The following is a 17450-nucleotide window of genomic DNA, read 5'->3' as shown; positions in this document are numbered from 1 at the left end:
AGTATGTGGGGTAACGTGTGACCATCGACTATCACAGCGCAATCGGCACAGCCGCCTGGACGGACTTGCGACGGTCCCTACGTGACAGCGAAGTGTCGGAGCTGCGCGGCGCGCCACGGTCGAAGGAGGTCGGCTCCAAGACCTATTGGTACGACCACTTCCGCGTCGGGCGGAAAACCATCGACCGGTATATTGGCGAAGACACGCCGGAACTTCGGAGCCGCCTGGAGCGGCAATCGGAGATCGCCAGGGCGGCGAAACTTGCCGAACGGGATCGGGCAAGACTGATGCGGGTGCTGCGGGCGGAAGGCTATCTGTTCGCCGATGTCGGATCCGGCCAGGTGGTTTCGGCCATGGCCAAAGCCGGCGTCTTTCGGCTCGGTGGAACGATCGTCGGTACGCAGGCCTTCCGCTGTTATGAAGGCGAGCTCGGCATCCGGATCGGCTTCGACCAGTCGGCCACGACGGATGACATCGACATTGCAACTTTCGAGCGGTTGTCACTCGCCCTCGCGGACACAGTCGACCCTCCCCTTGCAGAGGTCTTTTCCGAGCTTCAGTTCGATCCCGTGCCTGCGATCGAAAGTGGCAAGACCTGGCGCTGGCGGCAAACACATCGCCAGACCCTGGTCGAGTTTCTGACACCGTCCTTCGAAGAGGATGAGGCCATCCGCGATCTTGCCGCCCTTGGTGTCAGTGCGCAAAGTCTGCATTTTCTCAATTACCTGATTGCCGATCCGATCAGTGTTCCCTTTCTCTATCGCTCAGGCGTGCTGGTGCAGATCCCGCGCCCGGAGCGCTATGCGGTGCACAAGCTCATCGTCGCCGACCGGAGGCAAGGAGGAGCGGATGCACTCAAGGCGCATAAAGACCGGGCCCAGGCGGCATTTCTGATCGAGGTATTGACGGAGACAAGGCCGGACGACCTTGCCGAAGCCTACCAGACCGCATTGGAAACCGGTCCGGAATGGCGCAAGCGCATTACGGCAAGCCTGAAACGCATGCCGGCGACTTCGGCCTTGCTCGATCAGCTTTCTTGACCGGCGGACTTGCCGGCAGGGAACCGGTCGCTGCAGGCACATGCTTCAGAGTGATCGAATTGTGCCCCGCGCACCGGAGGTTCAGCTCCGGCTGGGTCCTGTCCAGGCGAGACAAAAACTAGCTCTTGCTCGCCGACTTGCTCCTGCGACCCTGTTTCCGACCCAGCCCCATTTTCCTGGCGAGATCCGACCGCGCCGCGGCGTAGTTCGGGGCGACCATCGGGTAGTCCACAGGCAGGTTCCACTTGGCCCGGTAGTCTTCCGGCGTCATGTCGAAATGCGTGCGCAGGTGGCGCTTCAGCGATTTGAATTTTTTGCCGTCCTCGAGACAGATGATGTAGTCGCCCAGGATGGACTTTTTGACCGGTACAGCCGGGACAAGTTCTTCAACGGCTGGTTCCTGTACCGTTTGTGCGGCCGAAACGAGAGCCGAATGAACCGTCGCTATCAAAGTTGCCAGATCACCCGAAGCAATCTTGTTGCTCACATATGCGGAAACGATATCCGCAGTCAGATCAACATATACTGGCTCAATAGTTGTGTTGTATTCGGGGGCCTCAGACATTGGGTTCCTTGCAGGTCGATACTGGGAGCTGGGTGTGCGCTGGTTCTAAACTTGTTCCCCTGTGGAGTAAAATCATCGCTTCGGACAGCCAGTGGTCGCTTTACGTTCACCATTGCTCTTGAGCACACCGCGATCGAGCTTTTCGGCCATCCGAACCTGATGTTCACTTCTTTAGGTTGGAGACCCCTGCCCTCGTAATGAATATATCTTACGGTCGGCATCTTCCGGCCGGTCACTTCCTACCTTAGTGCTCGACGGTTGCCATTTAGCATCAGCTGTCTGGGCGGTTCAAAATCGCCGTAGCAATCATTCGCTAGCGTTTACGGTCCTGTTGTATTTTTTGATGGGATTGCCCAGTGGGACCTCAATACTTCTTTGGTAGGAAAAGGGAGACGATGTTTTCACCGCGGGATTCAATTGTTCTCGTGGCCGCAAATCGGGGGAGGGGAGTTCAAGAATTGTTCGCATTCGATTGGAAGGAATGACGTCTCGGAAAAAAAACATCGAAAAAACAATTGCTTGACCCCGTGTCATCTGACACTCCACTCGGAACTAGGTGTTCAGAAACGTATCAAGTCAACAGGTTTGCGGATTCCATTACATCGCAGACGGAACTTCATCTGCGGTGTTTGAGATGATTGCGTTCTGTGTTGCCGATAATGCAGAGTCTGGTCTCGTAGACGGAACCGAGCTCTTGGTCGCCAAGCTGCGTCCAAATGCCGATTTGGCGTGGGTTGGAAATCAATTTCTGGTCATCCAACATGGGAACTTCAAATCGTTGATCCGGGGCTGGAGGTTGGATGTTGCCTAGCGGAGAGGAGGGGGGCTTGGAAATCCAATTGGTCGAATTGTCTCACAACAATTTGGCACGACGCAGTGCTGGTAAATTCATACGATGAACGATGTCAGTACGAACCTTTTGGAAAGAAGGGTTGTTAAAATCTCGTGGCGCCACCTTCTGGAATTGCTTTGCCCGACCTGTCTTAAAAGAAATGCATTTCGACCTAACACAATTGTTTGACGAATGGGTCTACAGGTAGCCGTGAGCGCGGCTTATGTCTGAATAGAACTTGTCATTCAGAGTTGTCGCCGATGTTGGTCTTCTTCGTTCACGCCGCAATTCGTAGGCAACAAGCTTTAAGATGGAGAGAGCTTTTCTGAGGTCTCCTAGCGCAATAACATTGCGCCGAGAGACCTCACTCGAGAACTTGAGTGTCAGTTCGGCAAGAAGACATTTTAGAATTAGACCCCGAATGCGGCGATCTAATAAAAGACCTCTACTTTTTATGGAGTTTCAAGGTGGACATTTGTCATGAAAACGGTGGTGGATACACTGGGCGTCAATCTGACTGCCGTGCGTGAGTGGGCGAAAGGGAATACGAAACCGAGTCATAGCTATCAAAAAACACAGGACGCAACGCGGTCTCCGCGCATCAAAACTTAGACGCCGAACGCCTGATCTCAGGATACATTCGGGTCTTCGCTGATCTGATTCGAATATTATGAGGCGTACATCCTTGTTTAGCTCGCCCTGCGCTTCTGAACAAATGCACCATGAGCAGAGTCTGCCTGCAAGTACTAGTGTGGTCCATTTTCTCTAGGCACACGATATCGTGTCGACGGTGGAAAAGTTAACGGGCGTTAACTAAAAAGCCATTGACAGGAATCACTAATTCGCCCTTAGTTCGCTCTGACGCTTATTTCCGTGTTTTTCAAATTTTTGCGTCGGAGTGGATAATGACAGAAGAAGCCGCAATTTCTGACAAGGAACTGGACCCCAACTCAACAAGGGGAAAAATTGCGCGTTTTTCGTCACTATTGAGCCAGCAAATCAAAAACAACTGGCAACAGAATTATCCTCCGGAGTCGCGTAAGCACTTGCGATCGTTTTCCTCATCTGAAGTTTCGGACCTGATTGGCATCGCGCCCGCAACCTTGCGGCAAATGTCGCTCGACAATGAAGGTCCGCAACCGGCGCGGTCTGATGGGAACCGGCGCATGTACACACTCGATCAGATCAATGAACTTCGATCGTTCCTGGCCGAAAAGCGTCCCGGACAGTCCCTACAGTTTGATCCGCGTCGTCGTAAAGATGACGGAATGCAAATTGTCGCGATCTCCAATTTCAAAGGTGGCTGCGCGAAAACGACGACTGCTTTGCACTTGGCTCAGTTTCTCGCGTTGCAAGGCCTCCGCGTTCTCGCAATCGACCTTGATACACAAGCAAGTCTGACGGAGATGCTGGGTGTTCAGCCGGTCTTGGAAGTAGGCGACAACGAAACGGTGTTTGGCGTTCTGCGTTACGATGATGAACGTCGGCCACTTCCGGAGGTAATTCGACCGACCTACTTTGCGGGCCTGGATCTTGTTCCAGGCCAGAGCGAGCTGCAGTATTTCGATTACGAAACGCCAGCCGCCATCATCAGCAACAAATACGTGGGAGACGAATACTTTATTCGCCGGTTGGCGACTGCACTGAGAAGCGTGGAGGATCGTTACGATGTAGTCGTAATCGATGCGCCACCGCAATTGTCGTATCTGACATTAAACGCTGTATTTGCCGCTACCGGGCTAATTATCCCTGTACAGTCCGCGATGATCGACGTCGCAAGTATGAACCAGTTTTTGTACATGATGGACGAAATGCTGGAACAAATGGCTCACTTTGGTGCGCCTGTCGATCATGAGTTCATGCGGTTTCTTTTGACCAGACATATTCCCCACGATGTTCCACAGGTGAATATTGCAGCGATGCTTCGGTCTCTCTTTGGAGAAAGCGTCTTGACTGCTGCAGTTGTAGAGACCACTGCGATCACAAATGCCGGTCTGGAAAACAAAACGTTGTACGAACTCGAAAAAGGGTCTGTCGGACGCGACACGTACAATCGCGCCATAGAATCCGTAAATGCTGCCAACACTGAGATCTTCCAAGAGATCCTGAAAGTCTGGGGACGCTCATGAACAAAGCATCCAACCGGGCGAAACGCCTTGCCGGCATGTTTGGTGCCGTAGACCCGAACGAACTTGCCAAACAAGCTGAAGTCGAGAAATCGGACAAGACTACGAGTCGGCCCATGACGACTGCTCCGACGAAAGCACTGCAGGCGAGTTTTGCAAGCATCGAAGAAGAAAACCTGCGGCTGAAAGCCGAGCTTGAAAAATCCCAAACCGTTGAACTCGACCCCGTCACCGTGCGGGCTTCCATCATTCAAGACCGTCTTGAATGGACCGACGATGACCCGGATTTTCAAAGCCTGGTGACTTCCATTAAGGAAGAAGGCCAACGACTCCCCATCCTTGTCCGTCCACATCCGGCAGAAAATGGTCAGTACCAACTGGCGTATGGAGCGCGGCGCAATCGTGCTTGCATGGTTCTTGGGCAAAAGGTGAAAGCTTACGTTCAAGAACTTTCTGACGAAGAGCTTGTCATTGCTCAAGGTCTTGAAAATAATGAACGAAAGAACCTGTCCTTCATTGAGCAGGCGGTATACGCAGTCGCCCTTTTGGAAGCCGGTTTCACGCGTAAGCTTGTAGCCAAGTCTGTTGGAGTTGCCTCTGACACAACGATTTCGAAAATGTCTGCAATCGTCGCTTTGGTGCCAGCTGATATCTTTCGTTTGATTGGACCTGCCCCCAAGATCGGCCGAAATCGTTGGGAGGCTTTTGCGAGTCTCGCTGATCGAGGTGCAAAGAAGTCTTCGATTCTCGAAGCGGTGCGTGCTCTACCCGAAAGCGCAGTGTGGAAAGGGGCTGACTCCAACAAGCGTTTCGAACTGGCTTATCGGACAGCTGAAAAAGCAGACAAGTTCAGGACGACGAAATCCAGAGCTGAAAAGTCTCGATTGGAGAACGAAGGTCGCTCGTTCGGAACGATGGAGCAATCCAGCAACGCTGTCAAAATCTTCCTAGATGCGAAGAAAGAGCCGGCTTTTGCTCAGTTTGTCGCAGACAAGATGACGGCGTTGATTGAAGAGTTCAAAAAAGGCGAAGGGAAACAAGCGAGCAAATAAAAGCATGAAGCAAAGAACCCGCCACGTGGGCGGGTCCTCGTTGAGATAAGCACGAGTGCCTATGATCTCAGTCTAGCAGCTCTGATTCTAGAATCACTCGCAGCGCAACGCAAGTTCTGTCTCGCAGCCGAGCACGATTTCTTGCGTCTTCCAGCTTGTCTCGCATCTGAAAATTCAGTGCTCGGTCGCGTTTATGCGCTTCCGGCAAAGGAGGACTTATGTCTTCGACTCAGCAGATTGCGAGTTTTCGCAAGGTGTCTGCCGGGATTCTTGCGAGCGCGCATCTGGCGTCCCAGGAAGACCGGCCGAAGGTCACCAAAAAGGAAATCTCCCTGGTTCTGAAACGCGTTGCGCCGGCGCTTGGTATCGATGGCACGGCTTATCATGTCCTGGATATTCTCTTGGGTCTTGTGCAGCCCGACGATTTCCAGGCCGGAAAGCGGCCGGTAGTGGCGATCTCAAATCAGCGTCTTGCCGAATACACTCGGCGCACCACGCGCACTGTCACGCGCTGCCTGAAGAAACTCGTCGAAGCCGGAGTGCTTGCCTATCGGGACAGTCCGACCGGGCGACGCTATGTCTATCGCGGTTCAGAAGGGGCTCTGGAGCAGGCCTACGGTCTGGACTTTAGCCCTGCGTGCTTCAATCTGGAGGCCTTCAAGGTTCAGGCGGATGCATTCCAGCGCCGTATCAAGGCCGAGCAGGAAGCCAGGCGGGCTGTTACACGGTTTTCACGGGCGATCGCCGACATGGCCGAACTGGAGCCCGTAGAATTTCACGGGTTTGCTGCCCGAGCCCAGGCGATTGTGATCCGGGACGAATTGAATGTGGCGGAGAAGGCGGCACTTCTGGAATCGCTCTATGCGCAGGTCCTGGCTCTCCATGAAGCACATTCGTTGAAAAATAAGGATAAAATGTCATGCGCGGGTGACATTGATGTCAGCCCCTTATTTATTACAACCCCAACCGACTCTCTTGGAAGTAATTCTCAGCCGACTTGCTCTAACGAGCAATACACTAAATTTCCTTCTGACAACGGCTTCGCCGTTGATATGGCTCTTGAAAAAGAGCCTTGCGGCGGGCGCACGGAAACACAACGGCCGAAATCACAAGTGGGAAGGGGAGGCGGAGGCAAGTTTCCCGAAACCAACCTGGATGGTGTTTCCATAGGGCTCATTCAGTCGGCATGTTCATCGGTACAGGCAGAATTGGGGGTCGGTCTGAGCAGTTGGCCGGCTCTTTGTGGAGCTGCTGAGCAGTTGCGCATGCTGATCGGCCTCAGTCCGTCCGGATATCAGCTCGCTGTCGAGCGGCAAGGCAGATATCTGGCCGCGGCCTGCCTTGCGGTTGTCGCCGAAAAGGCGCTGCGGGATCCGGAGCACATTGCCTCGCCCGGCGGATATTTCCGCGCTATGATCGACAGGGCTGGGGAGGGCAAACTCCACCTCCACAAATCCCTGCATGGGCTGGTGTGAGACCATGGTGAGGTCTGGGCGGGCAATTTGCGCCAGAGTTCCGATTTGGGACTCAAACTGCTTCGAGCAAACCAGTCCGCTTTGCCCGGTCGATGAGGTTCTTGACGGAAGACGGCGACCATTTTGTCCCACCGCGGGGCGTTCGCTCGTGCAGCCGCTCGAGCTGACCGGCAATCTCTCGCAATGTCAGCTCCGGGTTCGACGAGTGGATGCCGGCGACCAGGGTCATCAATCGGTCTTCCGGCGGGCGTGGAGGCGATTTCCTCAGCAATTCCTTGTCCGCCATTCCCTCGGAAACCATCCACTTCACCGCGCGCCGCAGCCGCTCGGGCGTCCAGTCGTGCCCGCGGCTTTTCAGAAACCGTGCGATATCGTCCCAGGTGTGATCCGGACGCATGCGCCGGACAATAGGAAGCCATTGACTGGCAGTCGCCTGAATGCGTGCGCCATAGGCTGCCTTTTGAGCGGCCGTCATCTTGGCCAGCGCTTCAGGCCTGCGCTCTCGAATTCCTGGATTGCCGGGCAACTTCCCCTTGGCCTTTGCAGCCTTGATGCCGGCCTTGGTGCGCTCGGAGATCAAGGCGCGTTCAAGCTGAGCAACAGCACCCAGAACCTGAAGGGAAAACATGCCCTGCGGGGTCGATGTGTCGATCGGGTCGCTGAGTGAGCGGAAATGCGCTCCCTTTGCATTGAGTTCGTCGATAACTTCCAACAGATGGGCCACCGAACGGGCGAGGCGATCAAGTCGGACAACGACCAATGTTTCACCTGTACCTATCTCCCGAACCAGTCTGGCAAGGGCAGGGCGAGCGCGTGAAGCGCCGGAGCCGTATTCCTCCACAATTGTCTCGCAGCCGGCAGATCGCAGTTCCAGCTGCTGTGCTTCTGTCGCCTGCTCGTCCGTGGAGACGCGCGCATAGCCGATAAGCCGTCCCTCAGGCCGACGAGAAGTGCGATTGAGCGCCGATTTGGCCATTTGGGACGCCTGAGAGCCGTGTTGAGAGTGGTTTTCCAAATAAAGAAGATATGGATAACCGATCGTTTGTAAACGTCTCCTGAGTGCCTTTTCCACGACCCGAACCGTCAAAACCCCAGGAAAACCGGACCCTCTCGTCGACCTGAGCGCGGATTGCCGGGCATTTGTTCAATTCAGAAGGCCTCAGACTGCATATCGGCGAACGCGAGTTTACGGGGCAGTCTATGACGGAAGTTAAATTCGTGGTAGCTTCCTCATAAATGCGTAAGACATGAAAAAACAATGCCTTATGAAATTGGAAAGTTGAGCCTCGAGGCTCTCTTGAAGCCGATATCGGCGGCTGAAGATGCACTCGCACGGCTTGATGAGCGTGTTGCCCGATCTGAGGTCGGACAAGGCTTTGCAGAGCGGGCTGATTTCTTCGAGGCCGTCTCCAACATGTGGGTGGCCGGCGAACTTGTCCATCTGGAAGACTTGGTTCTGCACGACGCCAAGATGGACGTTCGCGCACCAAGCCACGAGCTTGTCATTGCGCACCGGATCGTCCGGGCGAGACGACGGGCGATGAGAAACAATCCGGGTTGGGCGATCTCGCGGGCTGGGATCATTGCCTTTGCGGGGATTGCCGAACAGGAGGATGAACTTCCCAGAAAACGTCAGAGGAGAGGGGAGGGGAGGGATCTCGAAACGGACGAGCACGATGCGCTTCCTCCGGAATTGGCAGAGTTCGACGAGGTGCTTGCGGAAACCAGCTGGCTGGTGGAAGCCGTTCCCCCCGGATCTACCAGAACCCGGCAACCAGACCTCATTGTGGGCGAGTTGGTCATCAGGGATCCTGATTGGGACGAATCTGAACGGATCTCTGAATGGCTCGAGTTGGTCAGAAAGGTTGAAGCGCTTCCGGCGACCCTGGCCGCGGCGGTTCTTTGGGACGCATGGGATCAGCTCGAACCGCTTCAGCGGCAGCACTGGCTTGGGCAGGTCCTTGTTTCGGATTTCCTCAGATCACGCGAAAAGGTCCGGTCACACCTTCTGGCCTTTTCAGTGGGTCTGCGAGAGATGCCGCGTGAGCGGCGACGTGCTCGGGACCGGACAACCAGGCTGATCGCCTTTCTCGATGCAATGAGAGCGGCTGCTGTCGCTGGGATGAAGGATATTGATCGGCTGACGCTCGCGAAGCGTCAACTTGAGCGGCGCGTTGTTGGCAGGAGATCAAACAGCAGCCTGCCGGCTGCGATCGAGCTCATACTTTCACGGCCGATCGTATCGGCGCACATGATCGCGAAAGCTGCGAAAGTCACGCCGCGCGGAGCATTGAACCTTGTCGGAGAGCTCGGTGTGCGCGAGATGACGGGGAGGGGGCGGTATCGTGCATGGGGTATCTTCTAGCCGCTAGTCTCGGGGCTGTCCCCGGGAACGTTGTCGCTCATGCCGCAGAAGGTGAACGTACACGATCAGTTCGGACATTCTTCGGGACACCCGATAGTCGAGTGTCTTGTCCTTTAGGCGGGCCTTCAAGGCCGACAATGAGGAAGTTCTCGCCTCGCGTTGGGAAGCCCAAAGCAGCACGTCAGTTGCTTGAAGTCCGGCGTTGTCTTTTGAAGACGGCATTTCGAATTGGGCCAGATCGTAGTCGGCAAGCGAAATCTCCGGGAAGCTGCCGTCAAGCGAATCCTGCCAGATGATATTTCCGAAGTGCCGGTATGTCTCTGCGAGCGCCGTTCGAAATTCGTCTTGCTGGTCATGGATAAGCCTCTCGGGCAGGCTATTGTGCTTGGCTGCGAATTCATGGATTGCCTAAAACAACTGGGTGAAGGCAACGACATTTGGAGAACTGGCCTGATATCCCTTCTTCTTTTGAGTGTGTGACAGCGTGAACTCAGCCGGTTTCTGCCTGGCAAATCCAAACGCTTCCCTAATTACGTGCCGGATGGCCGTTGCGCACTCGGCCATCCGAAGCCCTTTGTCGATATAGTCAAGACAGCGAGTTATGCCATCGAAGTCGTCGCTCAAGTAGGAAGACCAGAACAGTTCCGCCGCGTCTCTGGACATTGCATCGTCAATTGTCAGGCAAAGCACATGACGATTCAGTTCGTCCCAATACCATTCGCCCGGAACGGCCTTGTTTTCACCCGCATCGAAGATGACGTCCACGAACTTGGTCGGAGCCATATACGGCTTGTGTATTTCGGTGAGGTTGAACGTCCACGGTCCGGACTGATCAAGGGCGTCTATAATTGCCTGTCCTACCATGGCCACTTCGGTTTCGGGCCATTCATGCGCATGAATCCGATCAACACTCTTTTCCTCGAGAATAGGGGCCAGGACCATTGCTATCGATGGCGCTATGTCGCCCACCGACAAGACGGCACCGAGGCGAAAATACTCGTTTCTATCAAAAATGTTTCGGCCGGAATTTCCGGTCTCATCGGCATACGCAAACACAGCTTTTCCAGTTCAGTCGATTGCCGGCACAAGAAGGGTACCGGTGAACAGAATTATCATAGGCGATCAAACCCGGCCTGCGGTAACGGCGAAAAATCGTGATTGAGGAAACGCCCGTTGACCCAAAGGCCTAGAGCAGCCGGGCTATGACAGCGCGATCAATAGTGGCTTGGCCCTCTTGCTGAAGAAGCGTTTGATCTCAGCGTTGTGATACTTGGCGAGCCATTCGTATTTCAGACGTACGCTGGGAGTGGTGGCATTTGCGCGTGCTTTGGCAATAACCCGACCGTGGTTCAAAGCCCACTCGTGGCACGCCGACTGCCAAGCTTCGGTCCGCATGCGATCCCGATCTTCTCCAACGATGGCGGGTTCAACCGATTCAAGGCAGATACGTAGATAATTAATGAACCAGTGAGTCTGCCCGTTTGGTAGCTTGCGATGCTGCTTGAGCGTCTTCGCAAAGGGCTCAATATCGTCGCTGTAATAGGTGCGATCAGGGTGCTGGGCGAGGTATTTTCGCAGTGCGGGTGTGATCGCGATCATGGGAACACATGCATCGTGCTCAAGTCTGTATGCGTTCACCATCGCTGGGCTGATCAGGGTGTCTTTGCGATGAAACCAGTACCCGAGATCGACTCCCCCACGAAGGAAAATGCCGCGCTGAACGCAATCGCCTTGCGCGATAGCAAAGCTTGTCAGCTCGCTCATCAAGACGTCAAACGTGCCCTGCAATTTGGTCAGATCGGAGCGCAGCGGTACAGATATGGCGACACAATCCGAAAATGCTAGAACCCGCTTGCCCACGATTTTTTGAGACTCGCGGACAAAGTAGTCCGAAGATTTGTGCTCAAATTCGCCCTGAACGAAAACGACATCGTCGTCGAGTTTCCGCAGATCCTCTTCTGTTTCAATCCGCTGCACTCGATCAGAGAATCCGAGAAGGTCGATGAAGGCGAAAAGCCCATTCTTCAGATTCCTGCGGGTGATCTTCCTTCCCATGTGGTTCCACCAGTTTCCGACTTCCCAAACCCTGCCACTTCGACCAAATCGGTACGCGACTAACGACGCAGAGCGATCCTTAGCCGGCGCGCACGATCCTGAAATGCGCGTTCTCCACCCTCGAGAATCTCACAAGCCATCCGTCTGATCTCAGCCTCCTCGAGGCCGCCCGCCTGGTACGCGATCGAAGGTAAGCCGGTGCCATCATGGGTTCCGACCTCGGCGATGATGATCTGGTCCGCGTCGGTGTTGATGACCAGGTTAGCGTTGTGGGTGACCATGATTACCTGGCGCCTGCGTTTTGCAGCCACAAACAAGGGCACGAGCTCATCATAGATGGATTTCGGGTCTAGGTTCTCTTCGGGCTGATCTATAACCAATGGGCAATCTTCGGAGTCATCGAGCGCAAGATACAGGAGCACCAGAACGATCCCCCGCGTGCCCGGTGAGAGCTTCCTCAGGTCAATCCCGTCATACCGAATGCCGTATTCGATAGAGATATGATCCGTGCTGTACAGCCATTGGGCGAACCGCTTCGACCATGGTCGGTAGTTGGCCTGATCCGACTTCTCGACTGGCGCGTTCGCAAGAAGCGTTTCCTGAAACTTGTCGCGAAAGGCCTGCATCGCTTCTGATACCGCGGCCGAGTCACCTCTCGCCCAGGCCGTTCCAAGCATTTCGTTTGCTTAACGTTCAAGAGAGCCAATGCCTTTGAATGGACCCCCACGCAGGTCAAAAAGGTCCTTTTCTCCCCGCTTGGCCCAGGCCGCGACGTTAACGACACGGCTGACCGAGAATGAAAGTTTGGCGAGCGTGCCGCCTGCCTTCTGCAGTTTCACCATCAACGGAGCGTAGAGCTCGTTGAGGACGCGTTCTTCGGCAACCACGGCGTCGAAAACGCGGATATATCCTGCCTCACGTTCCGCCACCAATGAGATCGCCCTGTCTCGCGCACCAATGAAGTCCTTGAGCTTTTCCTCGAGGCTCTGGAGAACGGTGTTTTCGTCTGCGATCCGCTTGCTCACAGCGGCGAGCTTTTTTGCGGTTTCTTTATCTGCAGCGACGATCTTTTCGATCCGCGCAATTTCGGCTTCGAGTGTAGCCAACGGCATCTTCTCGGGATCATCACTTGGACGGAGAAAAGACCCAGACTCGTCGACCGCCACACTCGGGGTCGTGCCGCGCCACCCTTCCATGCTCTTTGCGGCCTGTTTCGCCTTATCCGTCACGACCCCATCAACGTCCCCGGTGTAAGTCAGAAGGAACCGTTTCCAATCAGCGTCCTCTAACTTGGCGCGCTGGTGTTGTTCGCGCATTGAGCGCAGCGTATCTGGGGCCTTGTTCTGCCGCAGATCCTGAACTTCCGCCTTGATGCTGGTGATCGCCGATTGCTGGTTTGCGTAATACCGGATGTGTCCGCGCACCTTGTCCGCGGCATTGATCAGGTCCTGAAGCCTCTCGGCGATTTTGCTCGGGCCCTTCGGCAGTAGATTCTTGCGATCTGTCTGATAGCGGGCGATCAGCTTCTTCTTCTCATCGACCTGCGTTCTGATTGTCGCGACCTGGCGCGACTTATTGAGCTCGACGCCGATCTGCTCTGACAAGTTCGCCAGGGCCTCTTCTTCCCGAGTGCGCGCGTCGCGAAACTCGCATGCGTGCAGCTCTAGCAGTTCCTGAAAGTTTACTGCCCCGTCTCGTTCCAGAGTTGGATGGGCTTCGAAGATCACCCGCTCGATTTCGGCAATCAGCGATGGCATGCCTTCGTTGGAACACAGATGCTCAACGAACTGCTGCGAAAGGTAGCGCGCCCGCGGATATGCGTCTGAGGACCAATTGACCGGAGAATCGAGGCTCCGTGTCATCGGATCGCGGTTTCCCCAGGTAAGAGTGACTTCCGCTCCGCCGAGGTGTTCAGCTGCACGGTCAAGAAATGACGGGCGTTCGGAATTGTGCTCGTAGGAGTCACAACCTGCCGCGATGATGTCGGCTAATGCGGTCTTTCCCGACCCTCGGGCTCCGATGATGGCAACCAAACCGGGATTGAGACCGACGTGCGGAGTTTTCGCCCATGGTGCGTTCGAGATGACGACCTCGTCGATGATCTGTGAGGGCGTGGCCCAAGATGGCGGGTCTGGCGCGACATACGCTCGTTCGGGGTCCAAGTAGGCCTGCCGCAGTGCGTCGAAACTCGGCTCGCCCTTGATCCAACACAATCGGTCTTCCGCCGGTCGAGCCACATGGTCCAAATCATGTGCGTCCGAACCCCAGATGCAGGGTTTGCAGCCACCATATCGATTACGTAGTTCTTCTTCGGTGGCCTTTCCGTGTCCAAGCCAAAAGTCCCTCTGTTTTAGACTACTGGCAAAGATCGCGTGGGCAGCCTTTTCGATCTCTTCGCGGAGAACGGCGTCGGCCGCCTCCCTAACACCGGACGTCCCATCTGCATTTCCCGACACGGCGATGACGATATTCTCGCTCGCCCAGTCCATCCGGTGCGCTTCCATCAGATTATCGAGGGACACCTTGAACTGAGTGCATCCGTGTTGGAGGGCGTCCTCGTCGTCTGTCTTGTTTAGGTCTGCGCGCCGACCCAGCCGGATGAGATCGGTCGGCGTACAAGCGAATTGGTCTCCAAACGCAGAGAATGTGAGCCGGCCCAGGAATCGATTCAGCTCGTCGATATGGTTCGGGTCGTCGGGGCAGACCAGAAGATGGATATTGACGAAATGACCCTTCACCGTGCCGGTATTGAGACGGAGTTCGATGTTGGGAAAAAGGAGGTCGCAGTCTGGGAGTCGACCGCTCTTCTTGTGTTCGAGAACCCGCTCATATGACCGGGTCACGCAGTAGTCGGTAATTCCGATCGCGCGCAAGCATGGCGAGGCGGCCTCGAGTGCCGAGAGATAGTCGTCCCAGCCATTCGCGGGGTACTGATCGTTCAGGACTGTTCCCGGAGCATGAATATGCGGCTCCCATCGATGCCACTCTGATCCTCTCGACACCACGTCCAATGAACGTCCCTCCCATGCATAGTCTGCTTGACTAATGACTTTCTTTGCCTTGCCTATCGTTGATGAAGTTTTCCAGTTGTTCAATACTGACCATGACTTCTTCAAACTTTGGCGGTGTACCGAATATCATGGCCGACATTCGTTCATAGTCGGCCTCCAGTTTCTTACGCATCTCCTCTGTCGGCATCAGGCGGTACGAGCCCGGTTCCGCCCGTTCGTATCGGTGATCAGGCGCACGAAACATGAGCTGCTTGTGCTGACGGCATGCTTCGGCCAGATCACGCATTGAGGCTGTCTTCTCGCCGTATTCCGAATGCCGCCAAATCTGGTGGACGTCATAGTAGTGCCGGGAATAGCGATTGAGATCAGGAACCGGTCGGCCGGGATCATTATCTGCGGCGCGTTTTTCCGTCATTTCCGTCAAGGCGTGCAGGATCAGCACCTTTTCCCAGAAGGTGCGTTCCGGCTTTACCGTCGTCACGCCACCAAATTTGAGATCTGCACCATTTGGGAGTTCGTCTGCCACATAAGGGACTATCTCACGCGCTTCGACAGGAACGGGGTCGGGTCGGGCGCCGCCCTCTATACGTACTGCGGCTTGGACATAGCCCTCTCCGGATCCAAATGCACTGTCATAGCCGACCACCAGGACATCGAGTGCATCCTTGTTCCGATAAGGATCGAAGCCAAATTCAACGGAGAAATGACCAGTTCTTCCTGACAGTTCCTCGACGGTTGCTATCTCTTTCAGCATCTGATCGCGGAGCGTTCCCGAGATGTATTTGCGGGCCGCTTCGTCGACCTCCTCGGCGAGGGCCTTTTGCTGTTTGGTGATGGAGGGCAGTGCGGCGATGTCCGTCTCGAGCGGGACATTGAGGTCGCCTTTGAATATTCCGATATCGATGTCTTCGGAGAACCGCCTAATAAGCCCATATGCCTTGCTCAGGCTGGTGCCGCCCTTGAAATAGAGATGCACCGGGTCGTTCTTGCGCCGGTTGAACAGGAAATCGAGAACCCAGCAAACATAGAGGTCTTTCTCAACATTTTCGGCGCGTGTTTCCAGTTTGGCTGCGACCGCCGAAAAGAGGGCTTGGCGTTCATCGGTACTCGAGCCGAGGATTTCAGCGAAGGCCTTCTGCATGTGCCCCCGTCGTATCAGATGGCTGCGATGCGTCGTTCGAGTTTTCGTCGGTCGACAGTGTTCGCGTGATTTTTTCGATTACCGGGTACATCCAAGCGGAAACAGCTTGGATATTCTGATTTAGGTCTTGAACAATTGCGTCGCGCTCCGGAGCGCTTGAGAGCCGTCGGACAATCCCGTTGACGGCCGCATCCAGGCTCGTGCGATCGTCGCGAAACCATGACAAAGCCTGAACCACGCGCATGGCCGGCCGTCCGGCCCAGAAAGCTGTCTTGGCGGAGATCCGCTTGAAGTCGAGTTTGTAGACGATAGGTTCTTTCGCGTTCGGGTCTCCAGTGTTGGCGACGATTTCGATCGTCCTTGGGTAGGTGTCGGCATAAATCGTGCTTCGGGCCGGGACTGCCGTCGTCAGCCCCAAATCGTTGGCCGCCGTCATTCCATCGACGAGGACCCGCAGCTTGTCGCGCCGCGCGATTGCATCGACAAATGATGCGATCGAAGGGAACACCATCTTGCCAGTTAGTTTGCTTGTGGTCGGCTTGTCATAGAGGCCTCGACACGGGCGCCGGATATCTCCACTTTTGGCCAACCGTTGCAGGGCCTTCTCGATCCCGTTCGGACTTGCAATGTCTAGGAAGTCTGCTCGCGACCACACCCCAGCGGGGGCACCCGCTGCGATACGCGCGTGAACGCGGTTAAGTGTGTCGGACGTGGGGTTAGGCATTGGATTCCCTCATTGAGTGACCGAAGATTATATACAAATTTTGGTCAGTGCCAACGAGGTCGACCTAATACGGCTTCACGCGTGCAACCTGACAAGAGCTCCTAAAAAATTTTCACCGCGTCATCGCGTACCTTGCGGCATTCCTCCAGATTGCGATTCGAACCGCCATGGCTTATATTTCCGACTCGGAGCCGATCGCCAGGGCTGCAAGCGACCCAAAAGGCGGCAGTGAATTCGATTTGAAAACCTGAACGGCAACCATTCAGCCGGCGCAGGGTGTTCATGAAGCGCTTGCGACCACCCCTCACAGACGCCGGTGAGAAATGGATTGTCATGTCTATCCAAAAAGAATGCGCAGACCGTCTGCGCGAGACCTATCGCAACCTGACCGGATCCAAACTGAAATCCGGCCACGCCCATGAACTCGTTGCTGCTTATTTCGGCTACGGGACCGCGGCAGCGCTTCAAGCCGAAGTCGAATATCCAGTCGAAGCCATAGAGGCTGCAGCGGTTCTTATTCCCGACCTCGCTCTGATGGGCCGACGGCAAAGTGAGCTCAATCAGGTCCCCACCGATCTTCAACCCGTCGACGACCTTGCAAAGGAAATCACCGCATACTTGGTCGATGAGGGTTATTTCTCCGGCAAGGTCTGGCACGCTAGAGACCTCAGCGACGAGATTAACTCCTATGTCATGGAAGACCCGATGCTCATCGAGGATGCACTGTCGGGAGAGATTGCTTCGACGAATGCCTATTTCGATGAGCTCTATATCGATGAAGTCGTGGTCGACGTCACGGACGACGCCTTTGTTGCTACGCTCACTGGTTCATTGAACGGAGAGCAGGACCAGGATCGGGTTTTCCACGGAGACAAGATAAACTTCACCAGCACTATGACGATGTATCGGATTGCGGCCCGCATCGCGTACCAAGAGCCGGACTTCGAGACAGGTGGAAGCGTCGACGACTCAATGTATTATGAAGACGACCCGGCTTAAAGGTCAGGTAGAGGGATCGTGTTGTTGTTTTTGATCCCTATTCACCAAGCTCTGGCCTGTGCGAC

General features: G+C 55.2%; 12 protein-coding genes and 1 pseudogene. 6 read left to right on the top strand and 7 right to left on the bottom strand.

Features of this window, described 5'->3' with window-relative positions; translation table 11 throughout:
* Nucleotides 1-17: 17 nt before the first annotated feature.
* Nucleotides 18-1040, top strand: a complete 1023-nt coding sequence (locus SADFL11_RS24570; protein WP_008188378.1) for a nucleotidyltransferase family protein — start codon at nucleotides 18-20, stop codon at nucleotides 1038-1040.
* Nucleotides 1041-1158: 118 nt separating this feature from the next.
* Here the strand turns inward: SADFL11_RS24570 and SADFL11_RS24565 are convergent, their stop codons facing one another.
* Complete coding sequence (locus tag SADFL11_RS24565; RefSeq protein WP_008188254.1) at nucleotides 1159-1605, bottom strand: Ros/MucR family transcriptional regulator; 447 nt, start codon at nucleotides 1603-1605, stop codon at nucleotides 1159-1161.
* A gap of 1737 nt (nucleotides 1606-3342) precedes the next feature.
* On the opposite strand from SADFL11_RS24565, the gene repA reads away from it, so the two are divergent.
* The 3 genes from repA (at nucleotide 3343) to repC (ending at nucleotide 7090) form a co-directional block, all read left to right on the top strand.
* Complete coding sequence (gene repA, locus SADFL11_RS24560) at nucleotides 3343-4566, top strand: plasmid partitioning protein RepA (protein WP_008188225.1); 1224 nt, start codon at nucleotides 3343-3345, stop codon at nucleotides 4564-4566.
* Nucleotides 4563-5615, top strand: a complete 1053-nt coding sequence (repB, locus tag SADFL11_RS24555) for a plasmid partitioning protein RepB (protein WP_008188252.1) — start codon at nucleotides 4563-4565, stop codon at nucleotides 5613-5615. The genes repA and repB overlap by 4 nt, the downstream gene beginning before the upstream one ends.
* 218 nt (nucleotides 5616-5833) lie before the next feature.
* The gene (gene repC / locus SADFL11_RS24550) at nucleotides 5834-7090 is read left to right on the top strand and encodes a plasmid replication protein RepC (protein WP_040450228.1); all 1257 of its coding nucleotides are present in this window, start codon (nucleotides 5834-5836) and stop codon (nucleotides 7088-7090) included.
* A gap of 52 nt (nucleotides 7091-7142) precedes the next feature.
* Here repC and SADFL11_RS24545 read toward each other — a convergent pair whose 3' ends face one another.
* Nucleotides 7143-8066, bottom strand: a complete 924-nt coding sequence (locus tag SADFL11_RS24545) for a recombinase family protein (protein ID WP_040450227.1) — start codon at nucleotides 8064-8066, stop codon at nucleotides 7143-7145.
* A gap of 282 nt (nucleotides 8067-8348) precedes the next feature.
* On the opposite strand from SADFL11_RS24545, the gene SADFL11_RS24540 reads away from it, so the two are divergent.
* Nucleotides 8349-9455, top strand: coding sequence for an RHE_PE00001 family protein (locus SADFL11_RS24540; protein ID WP_008188260.1), 1107 nt, complete (start codon nucleotides 8349-8351; stop codon nucleotides 9453-9455).
* Between the two features lie 408 nt (nucleotides 9456-9863).
* On the opposite strand, the gene SADFL11_RS24535 is transcribed toward SADFL11_RS24540, so the two are convergent.
* The 5 genes and pseudogenes from SADFL11_RS24535 to SADFL11_RS24515 form a co-directional block, all read right to left on the bottom strand.
* Nucleotides 9864-10511, bottom strand: a complete 648-nt coding sequence (locus SADFL11_RS24535; RefSeq protein WP_040450225.1) for a hypothetical protein — start codon at nucleotides 10509-10511, stop codon at nucleotides 9864-9866.
* A 144-nt stretch (nucleotides 10512-10655) separates the two neighbouring features.
* Nucleotides 10656-11510 carry a hypothetical protein gene (locus SADFL11_RS24530; protein WP_040450223.1) on the bottom strand — a complete coding sequence of 285 codons (855 nt, stop codon included), beginning with the start codon at nucleotides 11508-11510 and terminating at the stop codon, nucleotides 10656-10658.
* A 59-nt stretch (nucleotides 11511-11569) separates the two neighbouring features.
* A pseudogene (locus tag SADFL11_RS24525) lies at nucleotides 11570-14515 on the bottom strand (TrlF family AAA-like ATPase).
* 37 nt (nucleotides 14516-14552) lie between these two features.
* Entirely contained in the window at nucleotides 14553-15662 is a 1110-nt protein-coding gene (locus SADFL11_RS24520) for a nucleotidyl transferase AbiEii/AbiGii toxin family protein (protein ID WP_008188257.1), read from the bottom strand.
* Nucleotides 15643-16386 carry a DUF6088 family protein gene (locus tag SADFL11_RS24515; protein ID WP_040450220.1) on the bottom strand — a complete coding sequence of 248 codons (744 nt, stop codon included), beginning with the start codon at nucleotides 16384-16386 and terminating at the stop codon, nucleotides 15643-15645. Before SADFL11_RS24515 ends, SADFL11_RS24520 begins: the two co-directional genes overlap by 20 nt.
* A 333-nt stretch (nucleotides 16387-16719) precedes the next feature.
* Between SADFL11_RS24515 and SADFL11_RS24510 the strand changes: the two genes are divergently transcribed.
* A complete protein-coding gene (locus SADFL11_RS24510; protein ID WP_040450216.1) occupies nucleotides 16720-17385 on the top strand; it encodes a hypothetical protein in 666 nt (221 codons plus the stop codon).
* The last annotated feature ends 65 nt before the right edge of the window (nucleotides 17386-17450 follow it).

This window comes from Roseibium alexandrii DFL-11 (genome assembly GCF_000158095.2).
Classification (GTDB): Bacteria; Pseudomonadota; Alphaproteobacteria; order Rhizobiales; family Stappiaceae; genus Roseibium; species Roseibium alexandrii.
Note: the sequence above shows the minus strand (reverse complement) of the source record. Positions and strands in the feature narration are given on the sequence as shown.